The sequence below is a fragment of the Verrucomicrobiia bacterium genome, from assembly GCA_036268055.1.
Classification (GTDB): Bacteria; Verrucomicrobiota; Verrucomicrobiia; order Limisphaerales; family Pedosphaeraceae; genus DATAUW01.
Map to the genome: position 1 here is coordinate 511,801 of DATAUW010000017.1, position 18,326 is coordinate 530,126.

13 protein-coding genes are annotated in these 18,326 nt (G+C 56.5%); 4 read left to right on the plus strand and 9 right to left on the minus strand.

What is annotated here, in order from left to right; translation table 11 throughout:
- Positions 1-8: 8 nt before the first annotated feature.
- Together pilM and VH413_12225 are read right to left on the minus strand one after the other, a co-directional pair.
- On the minus strand, positions 9-1,088 hold the full coding sequence (gene pilM / locus VH413_12220) for a pilus assembly protein PilM (GenBank protein HEX3799456.1): 1,080 nt from the start codon (positions 1,086-1,088) through the stop codon (positions 9-11).
- A gap of 80 nt (positions 1,089-1,168) precedes the next feature.
- The gene (locus VH413_12225; protein HEX3799457.1) at positions 1,169-1,381 is read right to left on the minus strand and encodes a hypothetical protein; all 213 of its coding nucleotides are present in this window, start codon (positions 1,379-1,381) and stop codon (positions 1,169-1,171) included.
- A gap of 570 nt (positions 1,382-1,951) precedes the next feature.
- Between VH413_12225 and VH413_12230 the strand changes: the two genes are divergently transcribed.
- Positions 1,952-2,191, plus strand: coding sequence for an AbrB/MazE/SpoVT family DNA-binding domain-containing protein (locus tag VH413_12230; GenBank protein HEX3799458.1), 240 nt, complete (start codon positions 1,952-1,954; stop codon positions 2,189-2,191).
- Positions 2,192-2,233: 42 nt separating this feature from the next.
- Here the strand turns inward: VH413_12230 and VH413_12235 are convergent, their stop codons facing one another.
- From VH413_12235 to der, 4 genes are all read right to left on the minus strand, one after another.
- A complete protein-coding gene (locus VH413_12235; GenBank protein HEX3799459.1) occupies positions 2,234-2,575 on the minus strand; it encodes a DUF5615 family PIN-like protein in 342 nt (113 codons plus the stop codon).
- A gap of 8 nt (positions 2,576-2,583) precedes the next feature.
- Positions 2,584-2,823 carry a DUF433 domain-containing protein gene (locus tag VH413_12240; GenBank protein ID HEX3799460.1) on the minus strand — a complete coding sequence of 80 codons (240 nt, stop codon included), beginning with the start codon at positions 2,821-2,823 and terminating at the stop codon, positions 2,584-2,586.
- 308 nt (positions 2,824-3,131) lie between these two features.
- Complete coding sequence (locus VH413_12245) at positions 3,132-3,314, minus strand: hypothetical protein (protein ID HEX3799461.1); 183 nt, start codon at positions 3,312-3,314, stop codon at positions 3,132-3,134.
- 86 nt (positions 3,315-3,400) lie between these two features.
- Positions 3,401-4,936, minus strand: coding sequence for a ribosome biogenesis GTPase Der (der, locus tag VH413_12250; GenBank protein HEX3799462.1), 1,536 nt, complete (start codon positions 4,934-4,936; stop codon positions 3,401-3,403).
- A gap of 167 nt (positions 4,937-5,103) precedes the next feature.
- On the opposite strand from der, the gene VH413_12255 reads away from it, so the two are divergent.
- The 3 genes from VH413_12255 to VH413_12265 all read left to right on the plus strand — a co-directional run bounded on the left by VH413_12255 (position 5,104) and on the right by VH413_12265 (position 10,059).
- The gene (locus tag VH413_12255; protein HEX3799463.1) at positions 5,104-6,294 is read left to right on the plus strand and encodes a hypothetical protein; all 1,191 of its coding nucleotides are present in this window, start codon (positions 5,104-5,106) and stop codon (positions 6,292-6,294) included.
- A gap of 128 nt (positions 6,295-6,422) precedes the next feature.
- A complete protein-coding gene (locus VH413_12260) occupies positions 6,423-9,431 on the plus strand; it encodes a two-component regulator propeller domain-containing protein (GenBank protein HEX3799464.1) in 3,009 nt (1,002 codons plus the stop codon).
- 1 nt (position 9,432) lies between these two features.
- Positions 9,433-10,059, plus strand: coding sequence for a response regulator transcription factor (locus tag VH413_12265; GenBank protein HEX3799465.1), 627 nt, complete (start codon positions 9,433-9,435; stop codon positions 10,057-10,059).
- Between the two features lie 573 nt (positions 10,060-10,632).
- Here VH413_12265 and VH413_12270 read toward each other — a convergent pair.
- Genes VH413_12270 through VH413_12280 form a run of 3 tightly spaced genes read right to left on the minus strand, consistent with a single transcriptional unit; the run spans position 10,633 to position 18,304 of the window.
- A complete protein-coding gene (locus VH413_12270; GenBank protein ID HEX3799466.1) occupies positions 10,633-13,758 on the minus strand; it encodes an efflux RND transporter permease subunit in 3,126 nt (1,041 codons plus the stop codon).
- Positions 13,755-16,919, minus strand: coding sequence for a multidrug efflux RND transporter permease subunit (locus tag VH413_12275; protein HEX3799467.1), 3,165 nt, complete (start codon positions 16,917-16,919; stop codon positions 13,755-13,757). Before VH413_12275 ends, VH413_12270 begins: the two co-directional genes overlap by 4 nt.
- Entirely contained in the window at positions 16,916-18,304 is a 1,389-nt protein-coding gene (locus tag VH413_12280) for an efflux RND transporter periplasmic adaptor subunit (protein HEX3799468.1), read from the minus strand. Before VH413_12280 ends, VH413_12275 begins: the two co-directional genes overlap by 4 nt.
- Between the last annotated feature and the right edge of the window lie 22 nt (positions 18,305-18,326).

An 18,326-nucleotide genomic window follows, 5' to 3' on the forward strand; every position in this document is an offset into this window, starting at 1 on the left:
AAACGAAATTAGAATGCGACGGCCGCTGCGCCTATGGCGACGGTCAGTTGGGGAGCCACCTGTTCGATTTCGCTCACCTGGACGGCGGGCAGCGCCATTTGCAGATTCGCCACCGGGCTCCACGATTTGCAGGGAGCCATCAACTCGGTCTCGAGGGCTTTCATGATGAATTCTGATCGGGCGGATCCGCCCGAAACATAAATCTGGCTCACCGTGCGGTCCTGCTGATGTTCAAAGAAATCCACCGATGCCCGCAATTCGCGTCCGAGCGGTGTGAGCAACGGTTCGAGATTCGATTGCACTTCGCCCGGCATACCGACCTTGATGCCTTCCGCCTCGGCGTAGCTGATGCTCATCGCTTCGGCCAGGCCCTGGGTAAGTTTGTCTCCGCCGATATTCACCACGCGGCTGACCATCAATTCACCCTTTTGCAGCAGGCAAATCGAAGTGCTTTTGAAACCGATATCCACCAGCGCGACCGCTTCCTTTTCAAAGATTTCCGGCATCGTCATTTCAAAGGCATTGAACGGCCCCACGATCCCGGGAATCACCTGGTCGGGAATCAATCCCGCGCCACGGATCGCCGCCGAGAGATCGTCCGTCAACTGTTTCTTCGCGCCACCCACGAGCACCTTCAGCTTTTGCGACGTGGCATTGATGGCCTTGGGCGTTTCACCAGCCACGGCCGTGTTCTGGCGGATGGGAATGAAATAGCAATCGAAAGTATAACCCGGTAAATCCTGCTGGAGATAATTCTTCGTGTTGATGCGCAAAATTTGCCGCATGTCGGCAACGGGTATCTGCGGCAATTCCGCCTGGCGCACGATGGAATCATTCACGCTGATGGCCAGGCTCACGTTTTTAGTCTTCGTGTCCAGCGCAGCGTAAACGGCTTTCAAATGGTCGGTAAGCACATCCACCGACAACTCTTTTTCATAGAGCGGCGCGTCCATGATGCAGTAACGCAACAAGGTATAAACATCCCCGCGGCGCTGCAGCAGGATCGCTTTCGTAGAACGTCCGCCAAGGTCAATGGCGATGACCTGTTCGCGTTTTTTCGACTGACCGTTTAAAAATGGCAAAGCCATAGCATTTTTCTTAACTACTTACCGGCGGTGAGTAGCAACTCCTTTGCCATGTTTCGCCAAGCCGGGCGGGACTGCCGGAATCAACCTTTGAAACTCGCGGCTCGCGCCTGTAATTCGTCCAAAAGTGTCCGCATCGGCAGGGAAGGTTTGCCGCGCCAGAGCGCGCCCATGATGACATTCGGAAAGCCGGTCAGCGGCAGCGAACGGACTTTTGGAGACATCTTTGTCTTGGGAATAGACACCGTCAGGCCAATGCCAAAACCGTTCGCCACATAGGTTTCTATGGCGTCCACCGAATTGATTTCGATGCTCGGAAACCCGATGGAAGACCTTTCAAAGGACGGCGTGAATGAAGAACGATTAATGGGAAGGCGAGCGTACTCGCGAGCCCCATATAATTCAGACGCCTTCTTCAGCAACGCGCAAGACAGCGAAAGACGCGCAAAAATTTATCCGCACTTAAGCGCACTTATCCGCTCCGACCCGCACTTTCGGGCATTTTTCCGAAATAAATATTTTGAAGATTTATGCGAACCTAAGCGGGCTTAAGCGAACTTATCCGGACCAAAGCGAGCCAACACGAATTATTGAGCTTACCTGATGCGGACCAAGGCGAGCCGACGCGTCTGATCCGGCCTTTTTCGTCCGCTTCCGCAGTTGGATGGCACACGAAAGCCTGCTGATCTCCTCTCGCGCTCCTCCTTATGTCAAGGAACCGCACCATTTAAGCACATCCCAAAGCCCTTTGCAAATTGCCGCCACAGTTTAGGCCGTACGGCGGTTTGTGACCGCCAAATCCCTCGCAGAACGAACTTCGTTGCCGCTGACTTGCCAAAAGCCATTAAAAGTTAGAAATTCTTGCCATGACGAGCACAGTCACCAGCAAAGGCCAAACCGTAGTGCCAAAGGCGCTTCGCGAACGATTCAATATCAAACCTGGAGCGACATTGGACTGGAAGGAAGACGGCCAATCATTACGCGTCGTCAAACTGGAACCTTGCAAGTCGGGAAATTTTATCGAAAGCTTGCGGCGATTGGGCCGCGTTCCGGCTGCCGCACGCGACAAACGCCCGGTTAAACCGGCTGAGTCAGGCAGACTGTAAATTCACAAAATCTTGGCTTTCCCGGCAAAACCGAAACGAAAATCACAATACAACCCGCACCGTTTGCCGATCCACCTCAACGAGTGAATTTTCCTCAAGCGCGGCAATGATCTCCCGTAAATGCCGTTCAAACAGCGACTTGAGTTCGCGTGAGCGGATATTGCCAGTTCGCACAAGCAATAGTTTCCAGGGCTTTTCCTGTAAAAGATGCGAATAGTAAAAATCCGTGTCCTTGGTAATGACGATGCGCTGTTCGTTCAGAGAAAGCGCATTTAAGACCTTATCCGCCGTGCGATTTTGGGCGGGCAGTTGCGAAGTATGGATGGCATCGTGTCCCGCCGCTTGCAACATGACGCACAATCCCGGCGGTAGATGTGCATCCACAACAAATTTCATGTCAACGCCAAATGACGGCTTTTGAGCCTGAGCGATTGCGCGGCAAACTCTAGGCACGCCTGCAAATCCTCGCGCTCAAGGTCGGGATATTCCGCCAACAAATCTTCAACCGAATCACCTCCTGCCAAATATTCCAGTATGGACTCCACCGGATAGCGCAATCCACGCACACAAGGTTTGCCGTGGCAGATCTCCGGATTGATTGTGATTCGCGACAATAATTCAGCGCTCGACATGTCGCCAACTTACATGATTTGGGAATATTTGCCAAGCGCGTTGCTGTATGAGGCCTCGCAAACTGAGAAGTTAGCATTTTCTTTCTTGAGCGGATACTTTGCTTCAGCAGGGTACCAACTGATACGCGCCGCGGACGAACTAGATAAGTCTAAGCGTTTGAGGTTGGGAATTTCCTGGAAGGTTCGGGCGGCCTCGACTTGTTCGATCACTTTTCATATCCGCCGCCGCAGGGCATCGTCGGTAAAAGCGGACAAATCTTTTTCAAAAGATTCTCGAAAAAAGGCTTTCACGCCGCGCTCTCGAGCTGTCAAAAGACTTTCTTTCGGCTGACGAGCGGAGTTTTTTCACCGGTTTGAATGGCGTGAAGGATGGCCATATCTTCCAAACTTTCGCGCAAGGCATCGCGCAGCAAATCCTGGCGTTCTTCCAAAACTTCGGTGACAGCGGCTTTGAGAAGTCCCTTCAATCGGCGTTCCTGAATGGCGGTCATAATGATTCGACGTTTGATAGCCTGCTAATAATTCTACCTAGTCCGTACTCAATGCAAGGCGGCTTTTTATTGGTGAGCGCACGCACTCACTTCTTCGCCCTTCGCAGCCCTCGCGTATCCTTCGGCCCCACCTTTGGCGGATTGCGCCGCTTCGGTTCAACCGTTTTAGGCCGCGACTTCGGCACCAGAATTACCGGACAACCTTCGTAACCGAACGCCACGCGCATCTGGTCGCCTAAATATTTTTTATACGCGTCCGAAAACAATTCCTCGCGATTCACGAACAGCAAAAACGTCGGCGGCGCCTGCCGCACCTGCGTGGCGTAGAAAAATTTCAAACGATGCCCCGCCGCACTGACCGGTTGGCGTCGTTCCACCGCGTCGTTGAGCGCGCGATTCAAAAGCGCCGTTGGGATTTTCTGCGTCAACTGCGCCGCGACATATCGCACCGCTTCAAGCAGGCGATCCAAATTGAAGCCCGAGTGCGCGGAAGTAAAAATGACCGGCGCATAATCCAGGAAGAAAAGATGCTGCTGCACCCAGTCGCCGAATTCGCCCAGCGTGGTCATGTGTTTTTTACGACGCTCATCGCGGCTGCGATCTTTCGCCTGCCGGCGTTCGATCTCCTCCTCACGCGCCTTCCGCACCTGTTCCTCGACGAGGTCCCATTTGTTTACCACCACGATACACGCCTTGCGTGCCTCCACGATTCGGTCCGCCACTTTTTTATCCTGCTCGGTGATGCCCGCTTCCGCGTCCAGCACCAGCACGCAAATATCGCTGCGCACGATGGATTCCTCCGCGCGATTCACGCTGAAAAATTCGATCGAATTATCCACCCGCCGCGATTTGCGCATCCCCGCCGTGTCAATCAAGACATACGATTGCCGCACGCCATCCGTCTCTACCTCGAACGGCACATCCACCGAGTCGCGCGTCGTGCCCGCGATGGGACTTACAATGACGCGCTCCGAATGCGTGAGAGAATTGATGATCGAAGACTTGCCGACATTCGGTCGCCCGACAATCGCCAGCTTGATCGGCCCTTTGATCTTGTTCTCCAACGGCGGAACTTCTTCGCCTTCCACCACTGCGGGTTTTTCCACCACTTCTTCGCGCGGCAACAAAGCCAGCGCCGCATTCATCAACGCGTGGATTCCTTCGCCATGAATCGCGCTCACCGGAAAAATCTTTTCAAAACCAAGTCGCGAAAATTCAAACGCCGCCGCCTCAGTGCGATATGTATCCACTTTATTCGCCGCCACGAGCACAGTCTTGCCCGACTTGCGCAAACGCATCGCCACTTCATTATCGAGCGGCACGATGCCCTCCTGCACATTTACCACGAGAATGATGACGCTTGCCGATTCAATCGCCAGTTCCACCTGGTCGAGCGCAGCCTTGGTGATCACATCCATCGCTTTTTCGCGCCGCAGCAAGCCGATGCCGCCCGTGTCCACCATCGTGAAAGCGCGGCCACCCCATTCCGCCTCGGCGCTCACGCGGTCGCGCGTCACCCCGGGCTCGTCATGCACGATGGCGATGCGCTTGCCCACGATGCGATTAAACAACGCCGACTTCCCGACATTCGGACGACCCACTATGGCAATAAGACCAGACATAACACCAGCATGCCGGACAAACCCCCATCGCGAAAGGCAAAAGCGCACGGATCTAATGCTGCGAGCACTCTCTCGATAGAACCGGAAAAGTGAGCACTTGAAACTTGAAACTCCTTCCCGGGAAACCCATTGTCCATCGGATGCCGCTTAATTCGTTGTTCAAAGATGTGGATCGTCGTACCGCCTGGCTGCGCGTGGTTCTTCTCGGCGCGACCCTTTCCGGGCTGCTCACTTCGATCCCGCTTTGGCTCAACGCGCGGATGTTTCCCTTGATTCCCATCGTCCCCGGTTTTCCAACCTTGCCCGCGCCCCTCGACACCATTTTTTTCCTGCTCATGCTGGCGAGTTTGCTGGCCGCGTTTTGGTTTTATCGGCCGGCCATAAAATGTTTTTTGCTCCTTGGCTTGTTTGCGTTTTGTGAAGACCAGAATCGCGGGCAACCGTGGTTTTACCTGTATTATATATTGCTCGGTTTGACGTTGCTGCCACCTCCCAGCGCTATCGCTGCGGCGCGGCTCGCCATTTCCGCGATGTATATCTGGAGCGGGCTGCAAAAATTAAACGCCCGCTTCTTCGCCGTCGAACCCGCGTGGTTTATCAGCCCGGCGACGCATTGGCATTTGCCCGGTTTTGTTCTTGGCTTCATGCGTAGCGTCGTCTGGTGCGCGCCTTTCATTGAAATCGGCATCGCCACCGCCGTCTGGTCGAAGCAAATCTGGCGGGTGGCGATTGCGGTTGTGATCCTCATTCATCTCGGCTCGGTCCTGCTGCTCGGCCCGCTCGGCTACAATTATAACTGGGTCGTGCTGCCGTGGAACTTCGCGATGATCGGCCTCGTCGGTGTGCTCTTCTGGCGTGGCAAACCGTTCGAACTCGTGAAAGCCGAACCGCAATCATCCGGTCAAATTAATTTTGTCCAAGCCTTCAACGACCTTCGTCGTTCACCGATCGGGTTCGGTGTCATTATCGCATTTGCAATTCTTCCCGCGCTGAGTTTTGTTGGCCTGTGGGACTCTTATTTTTCATTCGCGCTTTATTCAGAGAATTCCGCCACTGCGAATATTTTTGTCAGCAAGGCCTTCGCCGATCGCTTGCCGCCGAAACTGGCTGGGGATGTAATTCCTTATGGAAAATTCGACCCGCAATATCAAGGGCCATACATTTTTCGCTACGCCGTGTGGGGTTACCAGGAACTACATGTCCCGCCGATTTCCGAGCCGCGCGCCTTTCACGCTGTTTTTAAGTATCTGCGCAAATACTCCGAGGCGCCGGGCGACTTGCGCATGATCACCGGTGACCGCCGCGGCGACGTCATCTTTTACGAGGGCGATTTTCATCAGTTGCTCAAGGCGAAATGAAAGGAAGTTTTCAGTTTCAAGTTTTCAGCGGGGAGAAGAAGATCGCCATTTTCTTGCTGAAAACTTGACACTTGAAACTTGAAACTTCTTGCCTCTTGCCTTCACTTTCACTGGCAGCCAAACTGCAAATGAATATGCCGAAGCGAAGCTGGATACGCGTGGTGAGTTGGGCATTGCTCAGCGGCATTTTTTTCTGCGCTTCCGCAATGGCCGTCCCGCGTTACAACGTGGACGTCTGGAACACCAAGAAGGGCTTGCCGGAAAATACCGTCATCGCCATGACACGGACGCACGATGGCTATCTCTGGCTCGGCACTTATAACGGCTGCCTCGTCCGCTTCGACGGTGTGCGCTTCACCACCTTCGACGAAAGCACCACCCCCGGTCTGGACAACAGCCCCATCGTTTATCTTTTTGAAGACAGCCGCAGCAACTTGTGGGTCGGCACGCAATCCTCCGGCGTGCTGCTGATCAAAAACGGCATCGTATTCCCGCAACCCATCGGCGGTCATACGCGTGAAAGCCGCCTCGTTTCCGCGTGCGAAGATTCCTCCGGCGCGATTTGGTTTTATACCATGGATGGGCGCGTTTTTCGCTACAGCAATGATCAGGTTCAGGAGGCGCACATTCCGACGCTTGATGTCCCCAGCAACTGTCGCGCGCTCATTTCTGAAAAGTCCGGCCTCGTTTGGATGGGAACTGATCGGCGCGTCTTCGGCATCAATCCCAACCCGGCCGTCGGTGCTGAGTTCGTCGAAAAAGTTTTGGAAGTCACCAACCAGCTTGATTTTCTCCTCGCCAGCAAATCCGGTGGCTATTGGCGTTTCGCCAGTCATGAAATCCAAAAATGGAACGGCGATCACCTCGAGCGTAGCCTCGGCGCTTACCCGTGGCACACTCGGATTAATTGCGCCTGCGAAGACCGCGACGGCCATCTCGTGATCGGCACTGATAACGAAGGCATTTGGCTGATTGATGCCGAAGGCAAAACCCCGCCGGTGAATTTGTCGGACACCGGCGGCTTATCGTCCGATACAATTTTGTCCGTGAGCGCGGACGCGGAAGGCAGTGTTTGGGTGGGCACTGACGGCCGCGGGTTGAATCGCATTCAACGTGAATTATTTGAAGTGGTTCCCGAGACGCGCGGCGTGACCGTCCTTTCGGTTCGCGACGATGGCCACGACGGCATGTGGTTCGGCACGTTCGGTGGCGGTCTTCGGCATCTGCAAAATAATACCGTGGAACAGATCGGCGTGGCGCAAGCTGATGCCACGAACCTGGCCATTCGCAGTATTTGTGTGGATGCTGATAAAAAAACCTGGGTCGGCGCGGACGGCAACGGCGTGCTGCTGGTGAACGGCGCTTCGTTCGCGCGACCGGTCGAATTTGCCAAAGCCAACCAGCACATCTCCGTCATCTTTGAAGACCGCAATCATCGCCTGTGGTTCGGCACGCAAGGCGGTTTGGTGTTGTATGACGGGCGCAGTTGGCGGGTGATGACCACGCGCGATAATTTATCCTCCGATGTTATTCGCGCGATCGCCGACGATGCCGATGGAAATGTCTGGATCGGCACCGACGGCGGCGGCGTCAATCGCTGGCACGACGGACAAATCACCGCGTTTCAAAAAAAGGACGGCCTGCCCAGCGACCACGTCTCCGCATTGTTTGTAGATGCGGAAAATATTTTGTGGGTCGGCACTTCCAGCGGCCTTGGCCGATTTCACGCGGGCGCGTGGTCGCGTTATACCACCGCCGAAGGACTCGCCGGCAACAGCATTGATTATCTCAACGACGATGCCCAAAGCAATTTGTGGGTCGGTTCCAGCGCGGGCCTGATGCGCGTCTCCAAGCAATCGCTGGCCGATGTTGCGCAAGGCCGCCAAAATCATCTCGAATGCCGCACCTATGGCGAACCCGACGGCTTGCCCACGCGCGAATGCACTCCCGGCGCCCAACCCGCCACCTGGCGAACGGGCGAAGGCGAACTGTGGTTCGCCACCATCAGCGGCCTCGTTTATGTGAATCCCGCCGAGCTTCGCCAAAACACCAACCTTCCGCCGGTCGTCATCGAATCGGTGGAGGTTGGCGGCGCACCCATTGAGACAAACAATCTGCGCGTCTCGTTGCCGCCCGTCGTCATCGTTCCTGCGGGCCGGGAAGGCGTGGACATCCAATACACGAGCCTCAATCTCGCCGCCGCCGACAAGACGCGTTTTCGCTATCGCATGGAAGGCCACGATCATCTGTGGACCGAAGCTGGTGAAACCCGCAGTGCGCATTATCCGAACCTGCCGCCCGGCAATTATCTTTTCCACGTCATCGCAGGAAATGAAGATGATGTTTGGAATTATAACGGCGCGACGCTCGCTTTCATCATCGAACCGCCTTACTGGCAGAAATGGTGGTTCCGCACGGCGATGGCGTTGGTGTTGCTCGGGCTGATTATCTCCATCGTGCGTTATCTTTCGACCCAGCGCCTCCAACGCCAGCTTGAAGGCATGCGCCAGCAGCAAGCCCTTGAAAAAGAGCGCGCGCGCATCGCTCGCGACATCCATGACCAGCTCGGCGCAAGTCTCACGCAAGTTTCGATGCTCGGCGAAATGGTCGAGAGCGATAAAAATGAACCCGCCGAAGTCGAGGCCCACGCGCGCCAGATTTCCCAAACCGCCCGCGACACTTCCCGCGTCCTCGACGAAATCGTCTGGACCGTCAATCCCTCGAACGACACGCTCGAAGGCCTCATCAATTACGTTTGCAAATACGCGCAGGAATATTTCGCCGTCGCCGGTTTGCGCTACCGGCTCGATGTCCCCGCGCAACTCCCTGCCACGGATATTTCACCCGAGGTGCGCCATAATGTTTTTCTTGCGGCGAAGGAAGCCGTGACGAATGTCGTGCGCCACGCGAAAGCCACCGAGGTTTGGTTGCGCCTGCATTTCGAGCCGGGTAAATTCATTCTTGAGTTGCAGGACAACGGCCGCGGCCCCGTCGGGCTCGAGGGCAAGCAATCCAGAAATGGATTGCGCAACATGCACAAAAGAATGGAAGATGTGGGCGGCAGTTTTTCGATCACGGCGGCGCCCGGCGGCGGTGCGCTGGTGCGTTTGACCGTGCCCATCAGGAATGTTGAATGATATGGCGACCAACGTATCCATCGTGGAAGACAACGACCAGCTTCGCGGGACGCTTGCGCGCCTCATCAATCGCGAAGAAGGTTTCCGCTGCCTCAGCCAATATCCCAGCGCCGAAGCCGCACTCGAAGCGCTCCCGAACGACAAGCCCGACGTCGTCCTCATGGACATCAATCTTCCCGGCATCAATGGCGTCGAATGCGTGCGCAAACTCAAACAACTCTCACCCACGACGCAGGTCGTGATGCTCACCGCCTACGAGGACACCGAGAATATTTTCAACGCCCTCGCCGCCGGCGCAAACGGTTATCTGCTCAAACGCGCGCCCCGCGCCGAGTTGCTCGACGCCTTGCGCGAAGTTTGCCGCGGTGGTTCCCCCATGACCACGCACATCGCACGTAAAGTCGTTCAGTCTTTCCAGAAAGCGGGCGTCAGCGCGCAACCCACCGAGAATCTCTCCACGCGCGAACAGGAAGTGCTCGATTGCCTGAGCCAAGGCTTTCTCTACAAGGAAATCGCCGAGAAACTCGGCATTAGTTACGAGACGGTTCACACCTACATCCGGCGCATTTACGAAAAACTCCAGGTTCGTACCCGCACCGAGGCCGTCGCGAAATTTCTTCGCCGCTGACCGAATCGTTGTTTGCGCTCTACATTAGCGCAGCACGACCACGATAATCACAATTAGCAGAATCAAGCCCAAACCTCCGCCACCGACCCAAATCAGCGTGCCTAACATAGGAGTCAACATAGAGTGCCTTTCGTTTGTACGTCGCAGTTCATGTCTCCGTTTTATCAGTTTCCGTACCGTCGCGTTACTGATGTATTTGTTGGGTTTTTAGCGATAAAAATTGCCCCAAGGCTGCGAATTGCAAAGAAGCCAGCAACCTCTGGCAAAATGCGAAAAACCGACTGAATTTAATTTTTGCGCGTTGTCCCCAGTACTGGTGACTGGCAGCCCGTCGCCAATCGGCTATCGTGTTGGCGTTGACGATGCAAAAACGCAGTGTTCTGTGTGTGTTTTAAGGTGTATGTCTGCGGCACCGCATCATTGAAATCGAAAATTGAAATTTGTTCTCATCGGAAAGGCCGGACGAAAGTCCGGCCTTTCTATTTTTTATAGGTAGCAGTTTTCCTTTTCCCCCTCCATCTCCTCTCGACCTCCGCGTCTCCGCGCCTCCGCGTTTAATCCGGCCTTTTACCCTTACGAAGCCTCATACGCCGCCGCATCCACTCGCGCCGCGCGCCGCCGTTCACGCCAGGCTTTTGCGCGAACGCGCATGTGCTCAAACGCCAGGTAAACCACCGGCGTCGTATAAAGTGTCAGCACTTGGGAAAACAACAAACCGCCGACAACCGCGATGCCCAGCGGACGCCGCAGTTCAGACCCGTTGCCCATTCCAATCGCCAGCGGCAGCGAACCCAGCAACGCCGCCATCGTCGTCATCATGATTGGCCGAAAGCGCACGATGCACGCCTTATAGATCGCATCTTCGGGACTCAAATTTTCCGCCCGCTCCGCGTCCAGCGCGAAATCAATCATCATGATCGCGTTTTTCTTCACGATGCCCATCAGCAAAATAATTCCGATGAACGACACCAGCGAAAGTTCCGAACCGCACACCATCAACGCCACCAGCGCACCCACACCGGCCGACGGCAGCGTGGACAAAATCGTGATGGGATGAATGAGGCTTTCGTAAAGCATTCCCAGCACGATATACACCGCCACGAGCGCGGCCATTGCGAGCATCGGCATGCTGGAAAGCGAATCCTTGAATACCGCCGCCGTGCCCTGAAAACTTCCCTGCACCGTCGAGGGCATGCGCATTTCCTCGGTCACGTGCTGGATCAATTCCGTCGCCTCTCCCAATGAAACGCCCGGCGCGAGGTTGAAGGAAATCGTCACCGCCGGAAATTGTCCCTGATGATTCACTGAAAGATAAGCATTGCTCGGCACAAATTTCGCCACCGCCGAAAGTGGAATGGAAGATTGCCCGTTGGTCGTCGTCACATAAATTTTCGAGAGCGACGCCGGGTCGAGTTGAAACTTCGGGTCCACTTCGAGAATGATGTGATGCTGGCTGTATTGCTCGTAGATCACCGAGACCTGCCGCTGGCCGAAAGCATCGTAAAGTGTGTTGTCCACCACCATCGGCGAGACGCCGAGGCGCGAGGCCAGGTCGCGATCCACCACCACGTTCGCCTGCAAACCGCGCGTCTGCTCGTCGCTGCTGGCGTCCTTGATCTCTGGCATTTTATTCATGCGGTTGAGCAACTGGTCGGACCAATGATTCAATTCCTCCAGGTCGCCGCCGGTCAAAGAATATTGATATTGCGCGCGGCCAAATCGTCCACCCACGCGCACGTCCTGAACCGCCTGCAGGATCAGCGTAATTCCCACGATGTCCGACGTCTTTTTGCGCAACCGTCCGATCAACTGGTCGGCGGAAACGTCGCGTTCCGAAAGTGGCTTGAGCGTGATGAACATCGAGCCGTTGTTCGCCGTGGAAGCGCCGCCGCCGCTGCCGAGAAATGAGCCCACCGTCGCCACGGCGGGATCACTGAGAATGCGTTCAGTCACCCGTCGTTGCAGCTTCGACATCTGCTCGTAAGAAATATCTTGTGAGGCATCGGTCGTGCCGCGAAGCGTGCCGGTGTCCTGTTGCGGCACGAAACCTTTTGGCACCACGCCGTAAAGCCATACCGTGGCGATGAACGTCACCAGCGCCAGCAGCAACATGAAATGCTGATGCCGCAGCACCCATTTCAGTCCACGCGAATAAACTCCCAGCACGAAGTCGAAAGTCGCCTCGCTCGCGCGATAAAATCTTCCCGGCGCCGGATAATCCTTGTCCGGCTTCAAATAGCGCGAGCACAGCATCGGCGTGAGCGTGAGCGAGATGACGCCGGAAACGAGAATGGCCATCGTCAACGTCATGGCGAATTCATGGAACGTGCGTCCAACCAGCCCGCCCATGAACAGTAAGGGAATAAATACCGCCACCAGCGACAGGCTCATCGAAACCACCGTGAAGCCGATTTGCTTCGCGCCTTTGAGCGCCGCTTCCATCGGTTTTTCACCATGCTCGATGAAGCGATACACATTTTCGATGACCACGATGGCATCGTCCACCACGAAGCCCACGCAAATCGTGATAGCCATCAGGGAAAGATTATCCATGGTGTAATTCATGAGATACATCGCGCCGAAAGTCCCAGCCAGCGCCAGCGGCACGGTGACGCTCGCGATGAACGTCGGCCAGAATCGCCGGAGGAAAAGAAAGATGACCATCACGACGAGGAAAATGGTCAGCATGAGGGAAAATTCCACGTCATTCACCGAGGCGCGAATCGTCGTCGTCCGGTCGCTTAACATCGAAAATTTGATGCCGGGCGGTATCCACGCCTCGATTTGCGGCATGCTCTCCTTGATGCGATCCACCGTTTCGATCACGTTCGCGCCCGGCTGTTTGAAGATGATGAGAAGCACCGCGCGGTTCGTGCCGTTCCAGCCCGCCTGCCGGTCGTTTTCCACGCCTTCGACGACGTTGCCCAATTCCCGAAGCTGGATCGGCACCTTGTTCGACTGCGAAATCAGTAGCGTCTGATAATCGTCCACGTTGGTGAGTTGATCGTTCGAGGCGATGGCAAACGAACGGTCGCTGTCCACGCTGCCCTTGGGCAAATCCACATTAACTTCACTGAGCATGGTGCGGATGTCCTCGAGGCCAAGGCCGGTGGAAGCGAGCGCCGCGGGATTCATCTGCACCCGCACCGCGGACTTCGCGCCGCCGCCCACCAGCGCCTGGCTCACGCCTTCGATCTGGCTGAGCTTTTGCGCGACGATGTCATTGGCATATTCGTAAATGCGCGCGAGCGGCAGCGTGTCCGACGTCATGGACATGATCATGATCGGCGCGTCGGCGGGATTGATTTTGCGGTACGTTGGCGGACCGGGCAGGTCAATCGGCAGGTCGTTCGCCGCCGCGCTGATGGCGGCTTGCACGTCGCGAGCCGCGCCATCAATGTTGCGGTTCAAATCAAATTGCAACGTCACGTTCGCCGAGCCCAGCGAACTCACCGAGGTCATTTCATTGACGCCCGCGATTTGGCCCAAATGTTTTTCGAGCGGCGCAGCGCAGGACGAAGCCATCGTCGCCGGGTCTGCGCCGGGCAGGGACGCCGAGACGGAAATCACCGGCGAATCCACTCGTGGCATGGAAGCGACCGGAAGATATTTATACGCCACGATGCCGAGTAGAAACAAACCTGCCGCCAGCAAGGTTGTGCCGACTGGACGGCGGATGAAAGGCTCCGAGATGCTCATGCCTGCGCGGGGTTGGGGGCGGGCTGGCCGGTCGGCTGCAAATCCTTGGGATCGGTTTTTTTAACGTGTTCGGCATGTTCAGGATTGCCCAGCGCGCCACGTATACGGCGTTCGATGCGGTCGAGATAAAGATAAATCACCGGCGTGGTGTAGAGCGTGAGAAATTGCGAGAGCAGCAGTCCGCCGACGATGGAGATGCCAAGCGGCTTGCGCAACTCCGACCCGGTGCCGCTTTCCAATGCCAGCGGCAGCGCGCCGAGCAACGCGGCCATCGTGGTCATCATGATCGGACGGAAGCGCAACAGGCACGCCTGGTAAATGGATTTTTCGGGCGGCAACCCCTGGTCGCGCTCCGCCTCCAGCGCGAAGTCAATCATCATGATCGCGTTCTTTTTCACGATGCCGATGAGCAAAATAATCCCGATGAGCGCGATCAGCGACAAGTCCTGATGAAACAGCAGCATCGCCAGCAGCGCACCCACGCCCGCCGACGGGAGACTCGACAAAATCGTGATCGGATGGATGTAACTTTCATACAACACGCCGAGCACGATGTAGATCACCACGATCGCCGCGAGCAGCAGATACGGCTCGCTCTTGAGCGACGAACGGAATTCCGCCGCGCTGCCGGAGAAGGTGGTGGTCACGGTTTGCGGCATGCCGATATCGGTCTGCGCTTTTTGGATGGCATCCACCGCCGCGCCCAGCGAACTGCCGGGACTCAAGTTAAATGAAAGTGTGACGGCGGGAAATTGTCCTTCGTGGCTGATGGCGAGCGGCGCAGGGACTTGCCGCAAATGCGCGATCGCGCTGAGCGGAACCATTTGTCCGGTCGTGGACTTCACGTAAATTTTCGCCAGCGCATCAGGCGTCAGTTGGAAACTCGGCTGCGCTTCGAGAATGACACGATACTGGTTGAGCTGGGTGAAAATGATCGAAACCTGGCGCTGGCCGAACGCGTCGTAGAGCGTGCCGTCAATCGTCGCCGGCAAAATATTCAGGCGCGAAGCCTGGCTGCGGTCCACATCAATGAATAATTGCAACCCGCTCGATTGCTGGTCCGAAGCGGAATCCGCGAGTTCCGGTAACGACTGCATTTTCGCGAGCAACTGCGGCGCCCATTCGGCGAGTTCATCGCTGTCGGCATCCTGCAAGGTATATTGATATTGCGTGCGGCTGACCCGGCTATCAATTTGCACGTCCTGGGCGGCCTGCATGTAAAGCGAAATGCCCTGGACGTTCTTGGTCGCGTCGCGCAACCGGTCAATGATTTCCTGCGCGTTGGATTTGCGGTTGTCGCGCGGCTTCAAATTGATGTAGATGCGCCCGCTGTTGACGGTGGCGTTCACCGTGCCCGCGCCGACGAACGACGCCACCGACGCCACGTCCTGATCGCGCGCCACGATCTCCGCGATCTGTCGCTGCCGCTCGACCATCGCCTTGTAGGAAATCGTTTGTGAGGCATCGGTCACGCCGGTGATAAGGCCGGTGTCCTGCTGCGGCAACAAGCCCTTCGGCACAATGACATAAAGCCAGATCGTGGCAATCAGCGTGGCCACCGCAACCATCAAGGTAAAAAATTGATGGCGCAAAACCCATTTCAACCCCGTCTCATAAGCGTCGAGCATGCGCTGAAACATGTTTTCGGTGACATGATAAAACCGGCCGTGCTTGCTCTCATCTTCCGGCTGCAAAAATCGCGCGCACAACATCGGCGTGAGCGTGAGCGAGACGACCGCCGAGACGCCCACCGCCACGCTCAGGGTGATGGCGAATTCGCGGAACAACCGACCCACGATTCCCGTCATGAAGAGCAGGGGAATGAACACCGCCACCAGCGAAATACTCAGCGAGATCACCGTAAAACCGATTTGCTTCGCCCCTTTAAGCGCGGCTTCCAGCGGCGCTTCGCCCGCCTCGATGAAGCGGACGATATTCTCGATCATGACGATGGCGTCATCCACCACGAAGCCCGTGGAAATCGTCAACGCCATCAGCGAAAGATTGTCGAGGCTGAAGCCCGCGAGCTTCATGATGCCGAACGTCCCGATGACCGCGAGCGGCAAGGCGATGCTCGTGATCAGCGTCGCGCGCAGCTTGCGCAGGAAAACAAAAATCACCATCACGACCAGGGCCACGGTGAGGATGAGCGTGAATTGCACGTCGGCAATCGAGGCGCGAATCGTTTCCGTGCGATCAGAGAAAATTCCAACCTTGACCGCTGGTGGAATGGACGTGCGCAATTTCGGCAGCAGCGCCTTCACGCGATCGGCGGTCTGGATGATGTTCGCGCCGGGCTGGCGTTGAATATCGAGCAGCACCGCCGGATGGTCGCCCACCCACGCGCCGAGCCGCACATTTTCCACGCTGTCAATCGCTTTGCCGATGTCCTTCAACCGCACCGGCGAACCGTTTTTGTAGGCGACGATGACATTCGCATATTCGTCCGCGGAAAAAATCTGGTCGTTGACGCCGATGGAATACGATTGCTTCGCGCCGTCGAAACTTCCCTTGGGCACGTTGATGTTATTATTCATCAGGGCGGTGCGGATATCTTCGAGCCCGATGCCCAGCGAGGCGACTTGCGCGGGGTTGACCTGGATGCGCACGGCAGGTTTTTGATTGCCTTCGATCGTGACCAAACCGACGCCGCTGACTTCGCTCAATTTTTGCGCGAGCACCGTGTCGGCGAGATCGTTGACTTTTTCGAGCGGCAATGAGTCGGAGGAAATTTCCAGCGTGAGAATCGGCGTGTCGGCGGGATTGACTTTGCTGTAAACCGGCGGGCTGGGCATCGTCGTGGGCAGGACACCGCGCGCGGCATTCATCGCGGCCTGCACGTCCTGGGCGGCGGCGTCAATATCGCGGTCGAGGACAAATTGCAACGTGATATTCGCCGTGCCGAACGAACTGATCGAAGTCATCTGCTGCAAACCGCTGATTTCGCCGAACTGCGTTTCCAGTGGCGTGGTGACGGACGAGGCCATCACGTCCGGGCCCGCGCCGGGATACTGCGCGGTCACCTGGATGGTGGGAAAATCAACCGGCGGCAGCGCGGAGATGGGCAGCAAAAAATAGCCGAGCATCCCCATGATGATGACGCCCGCCATGAGCAGGGACGTGGCGATCGGCCGATGAATGAAAGGCTCGGAGATGTTCACTTCGTGATGTCCTGGGGAGCCGACTCGACATTCGTGCTCTGATCACTCGTGGGCGCGGATTTTTTTGCGCCGTTGGAAACCCGGATGGGCGAACCGTCCTGCAATTTATACTGTCCGTCGGTGACCACGCGTTGGCCTTTGGTCACGCCGGTCTCAATCAACGCCTGTCCAGCTTCCATCTGCGATGCGACGGTTACGTTCTGAATCTTCGCCCACATCGTCGGCGCATTCGTGCCCTGGGCCTGAGAATGGGAAGAACCGCCCAATGCGGGTGTGCTGTCCGCTGCGGAGCCGGCGCTGTTCGCGCCGCGTTTGCCTTTTCCGCCCGCAATGCTATTGGTCGGCTTCACATTGGTGACCACGAAAACGTACGCGCCCGTCGGGCCGCGCTGGATCGCCGCCTCGGGAACGGTCAAACTATTTAGCCGCATCATCGTCAGCAGGCGGGTGTTCACGAATTCACCCGGCCACAACTGCAAATCTTCGTTGGGGAAATTCGCCTTGAGCCGGATCGTGCCGGTGGTGGTGTCAATTTCATTGTCAATCACTGCCAGCGTGCCGGTATCGAGATTGGTTCCGTTATCACGGCCAACCGCGAGCACTTTCAATTCATTCGTGGTTTTTTCGTGCTTGTGGATTTGTTCGAGGTCCTGTTCCGGCAAGGTGAACACCACCGAAATAGGTTTCAACTGCGTGATCACCACGATGCCGCCGAGATCCGCGGCGTGCACAATATTTCCCACGTCCACCAAACGCAAACCGGTGCGGCCATCAATCGGCGAAACCACCGAGCAATAATCCAGATTCACCTGCGCGGCATCAATCGCCGCCTGGTCGGCATTCACCGCCGCCTGATCCTGAGCGACGAGCGCCTTTTGCGTGTCATATATTTGTTGTGAATCCACCTTGGCGGCGTACAGATCCGTCTCGCGTTTCATGTCGAGATTCGCGTTATCGAGCAGCGCCTGGTCCTGGCCTTTCTTCGCCTTCGCTTGATCCAGCGCCGCTTGAAACGGGGCGGGGTCAATAATCGCGAGCACGTCGCCCTTGCGGACGTCCTGGCCCTCGGTGAAATTGATTTGCTTCAACTGGCCATCCACGCGCACATGCACAGTGACGGTGTTGAAGGCTTGCACAGTTCCAAGGCCGTCCAGATAAACCGGCACGTCGGATTCCTTGACGGGGCTGACGACGACCGGGACGGGTTGCTGCGCATTGCGGGCTTGCGCGAGTTGTTTGGCGGCAGCTTCGCGCCGCCGCACGATAGCCAGTCCGATGATCACCAGCACTAGGACCACGCCCACGATGACGATCCATTTCAGCGGGCTCGAACGCTTCGGCGGCGGGAGGGCTTTGCGCTCATTTGCGGGATTACCATTGTTCATTGGTTGAAGTGGACGACGCTGC

Excerpts from the sequence above, each read along its gene's own strand:
- VH413_12270 (HEX3799466.1), bottom strand. The coding sequence starts at position 13,758 with ATGAGCATCTCGGAGCCTTTCATCCGCCGTCCAGTCGGCACAACCTTG.
- VH413_12260 (HEX3799464.1), top strand. The coding sequence starts at position 6,423 with ATGAATATGCCGAAGCGAAGCTGGATACGCGTGGTGAGTTGGGCATTG.
- VH413_12245 (HEX3799461.1), bottom strand. The coding sequence starts at position 3,314 with ATGACCGCCATTCAGGAACGCCGATTGAAGGGACTTCTCAAAGCCGCT.
- der (HEX3799462.1), bottom strand. The coding sequence starts at position 4,936 with ATGTCTGGTCTTATTGCCATAGTGGGTCGTCCGAATGTCGGGAAGTCG.
- VH413_12280 (HEX3799468.1), bottom strand. The coding sequence starts at position 18,304 with ATGAACAATGGTAATCCCGCAAATGAGCGCAAAGCCCTCCCGCCGCCG.
- pilM (HEX3799456.1), bottom strand. The coding sequence starts at position 1,088 with ATGGCTTTGCCATTTTTAAACGGTCAGTCGAAAAAACGCGAACAGGTC.
- VH413_12230 (HEX3799458.1), top strand. The coding sequence starts at position 1,952 with ATGACGAGCACAGTCACCAGCAAAGGCCAAACCGTAGTGCCAAAGGCG.
- VH413_12240 (HEX3799460.1), bottom strand. The coding sequence starts at position 2,823 with ATGTCGAGCGCTGAATTATTGTCGCGAATCACAATCAATCCGGAGATC.
- VH413_12265 (HEX3799465.1), top strand. The coding sequence starts at position 9,433 with ATGGCGACCAACGTATCCATCGTGGAAGACAACGACCAGCTTCGCGGG.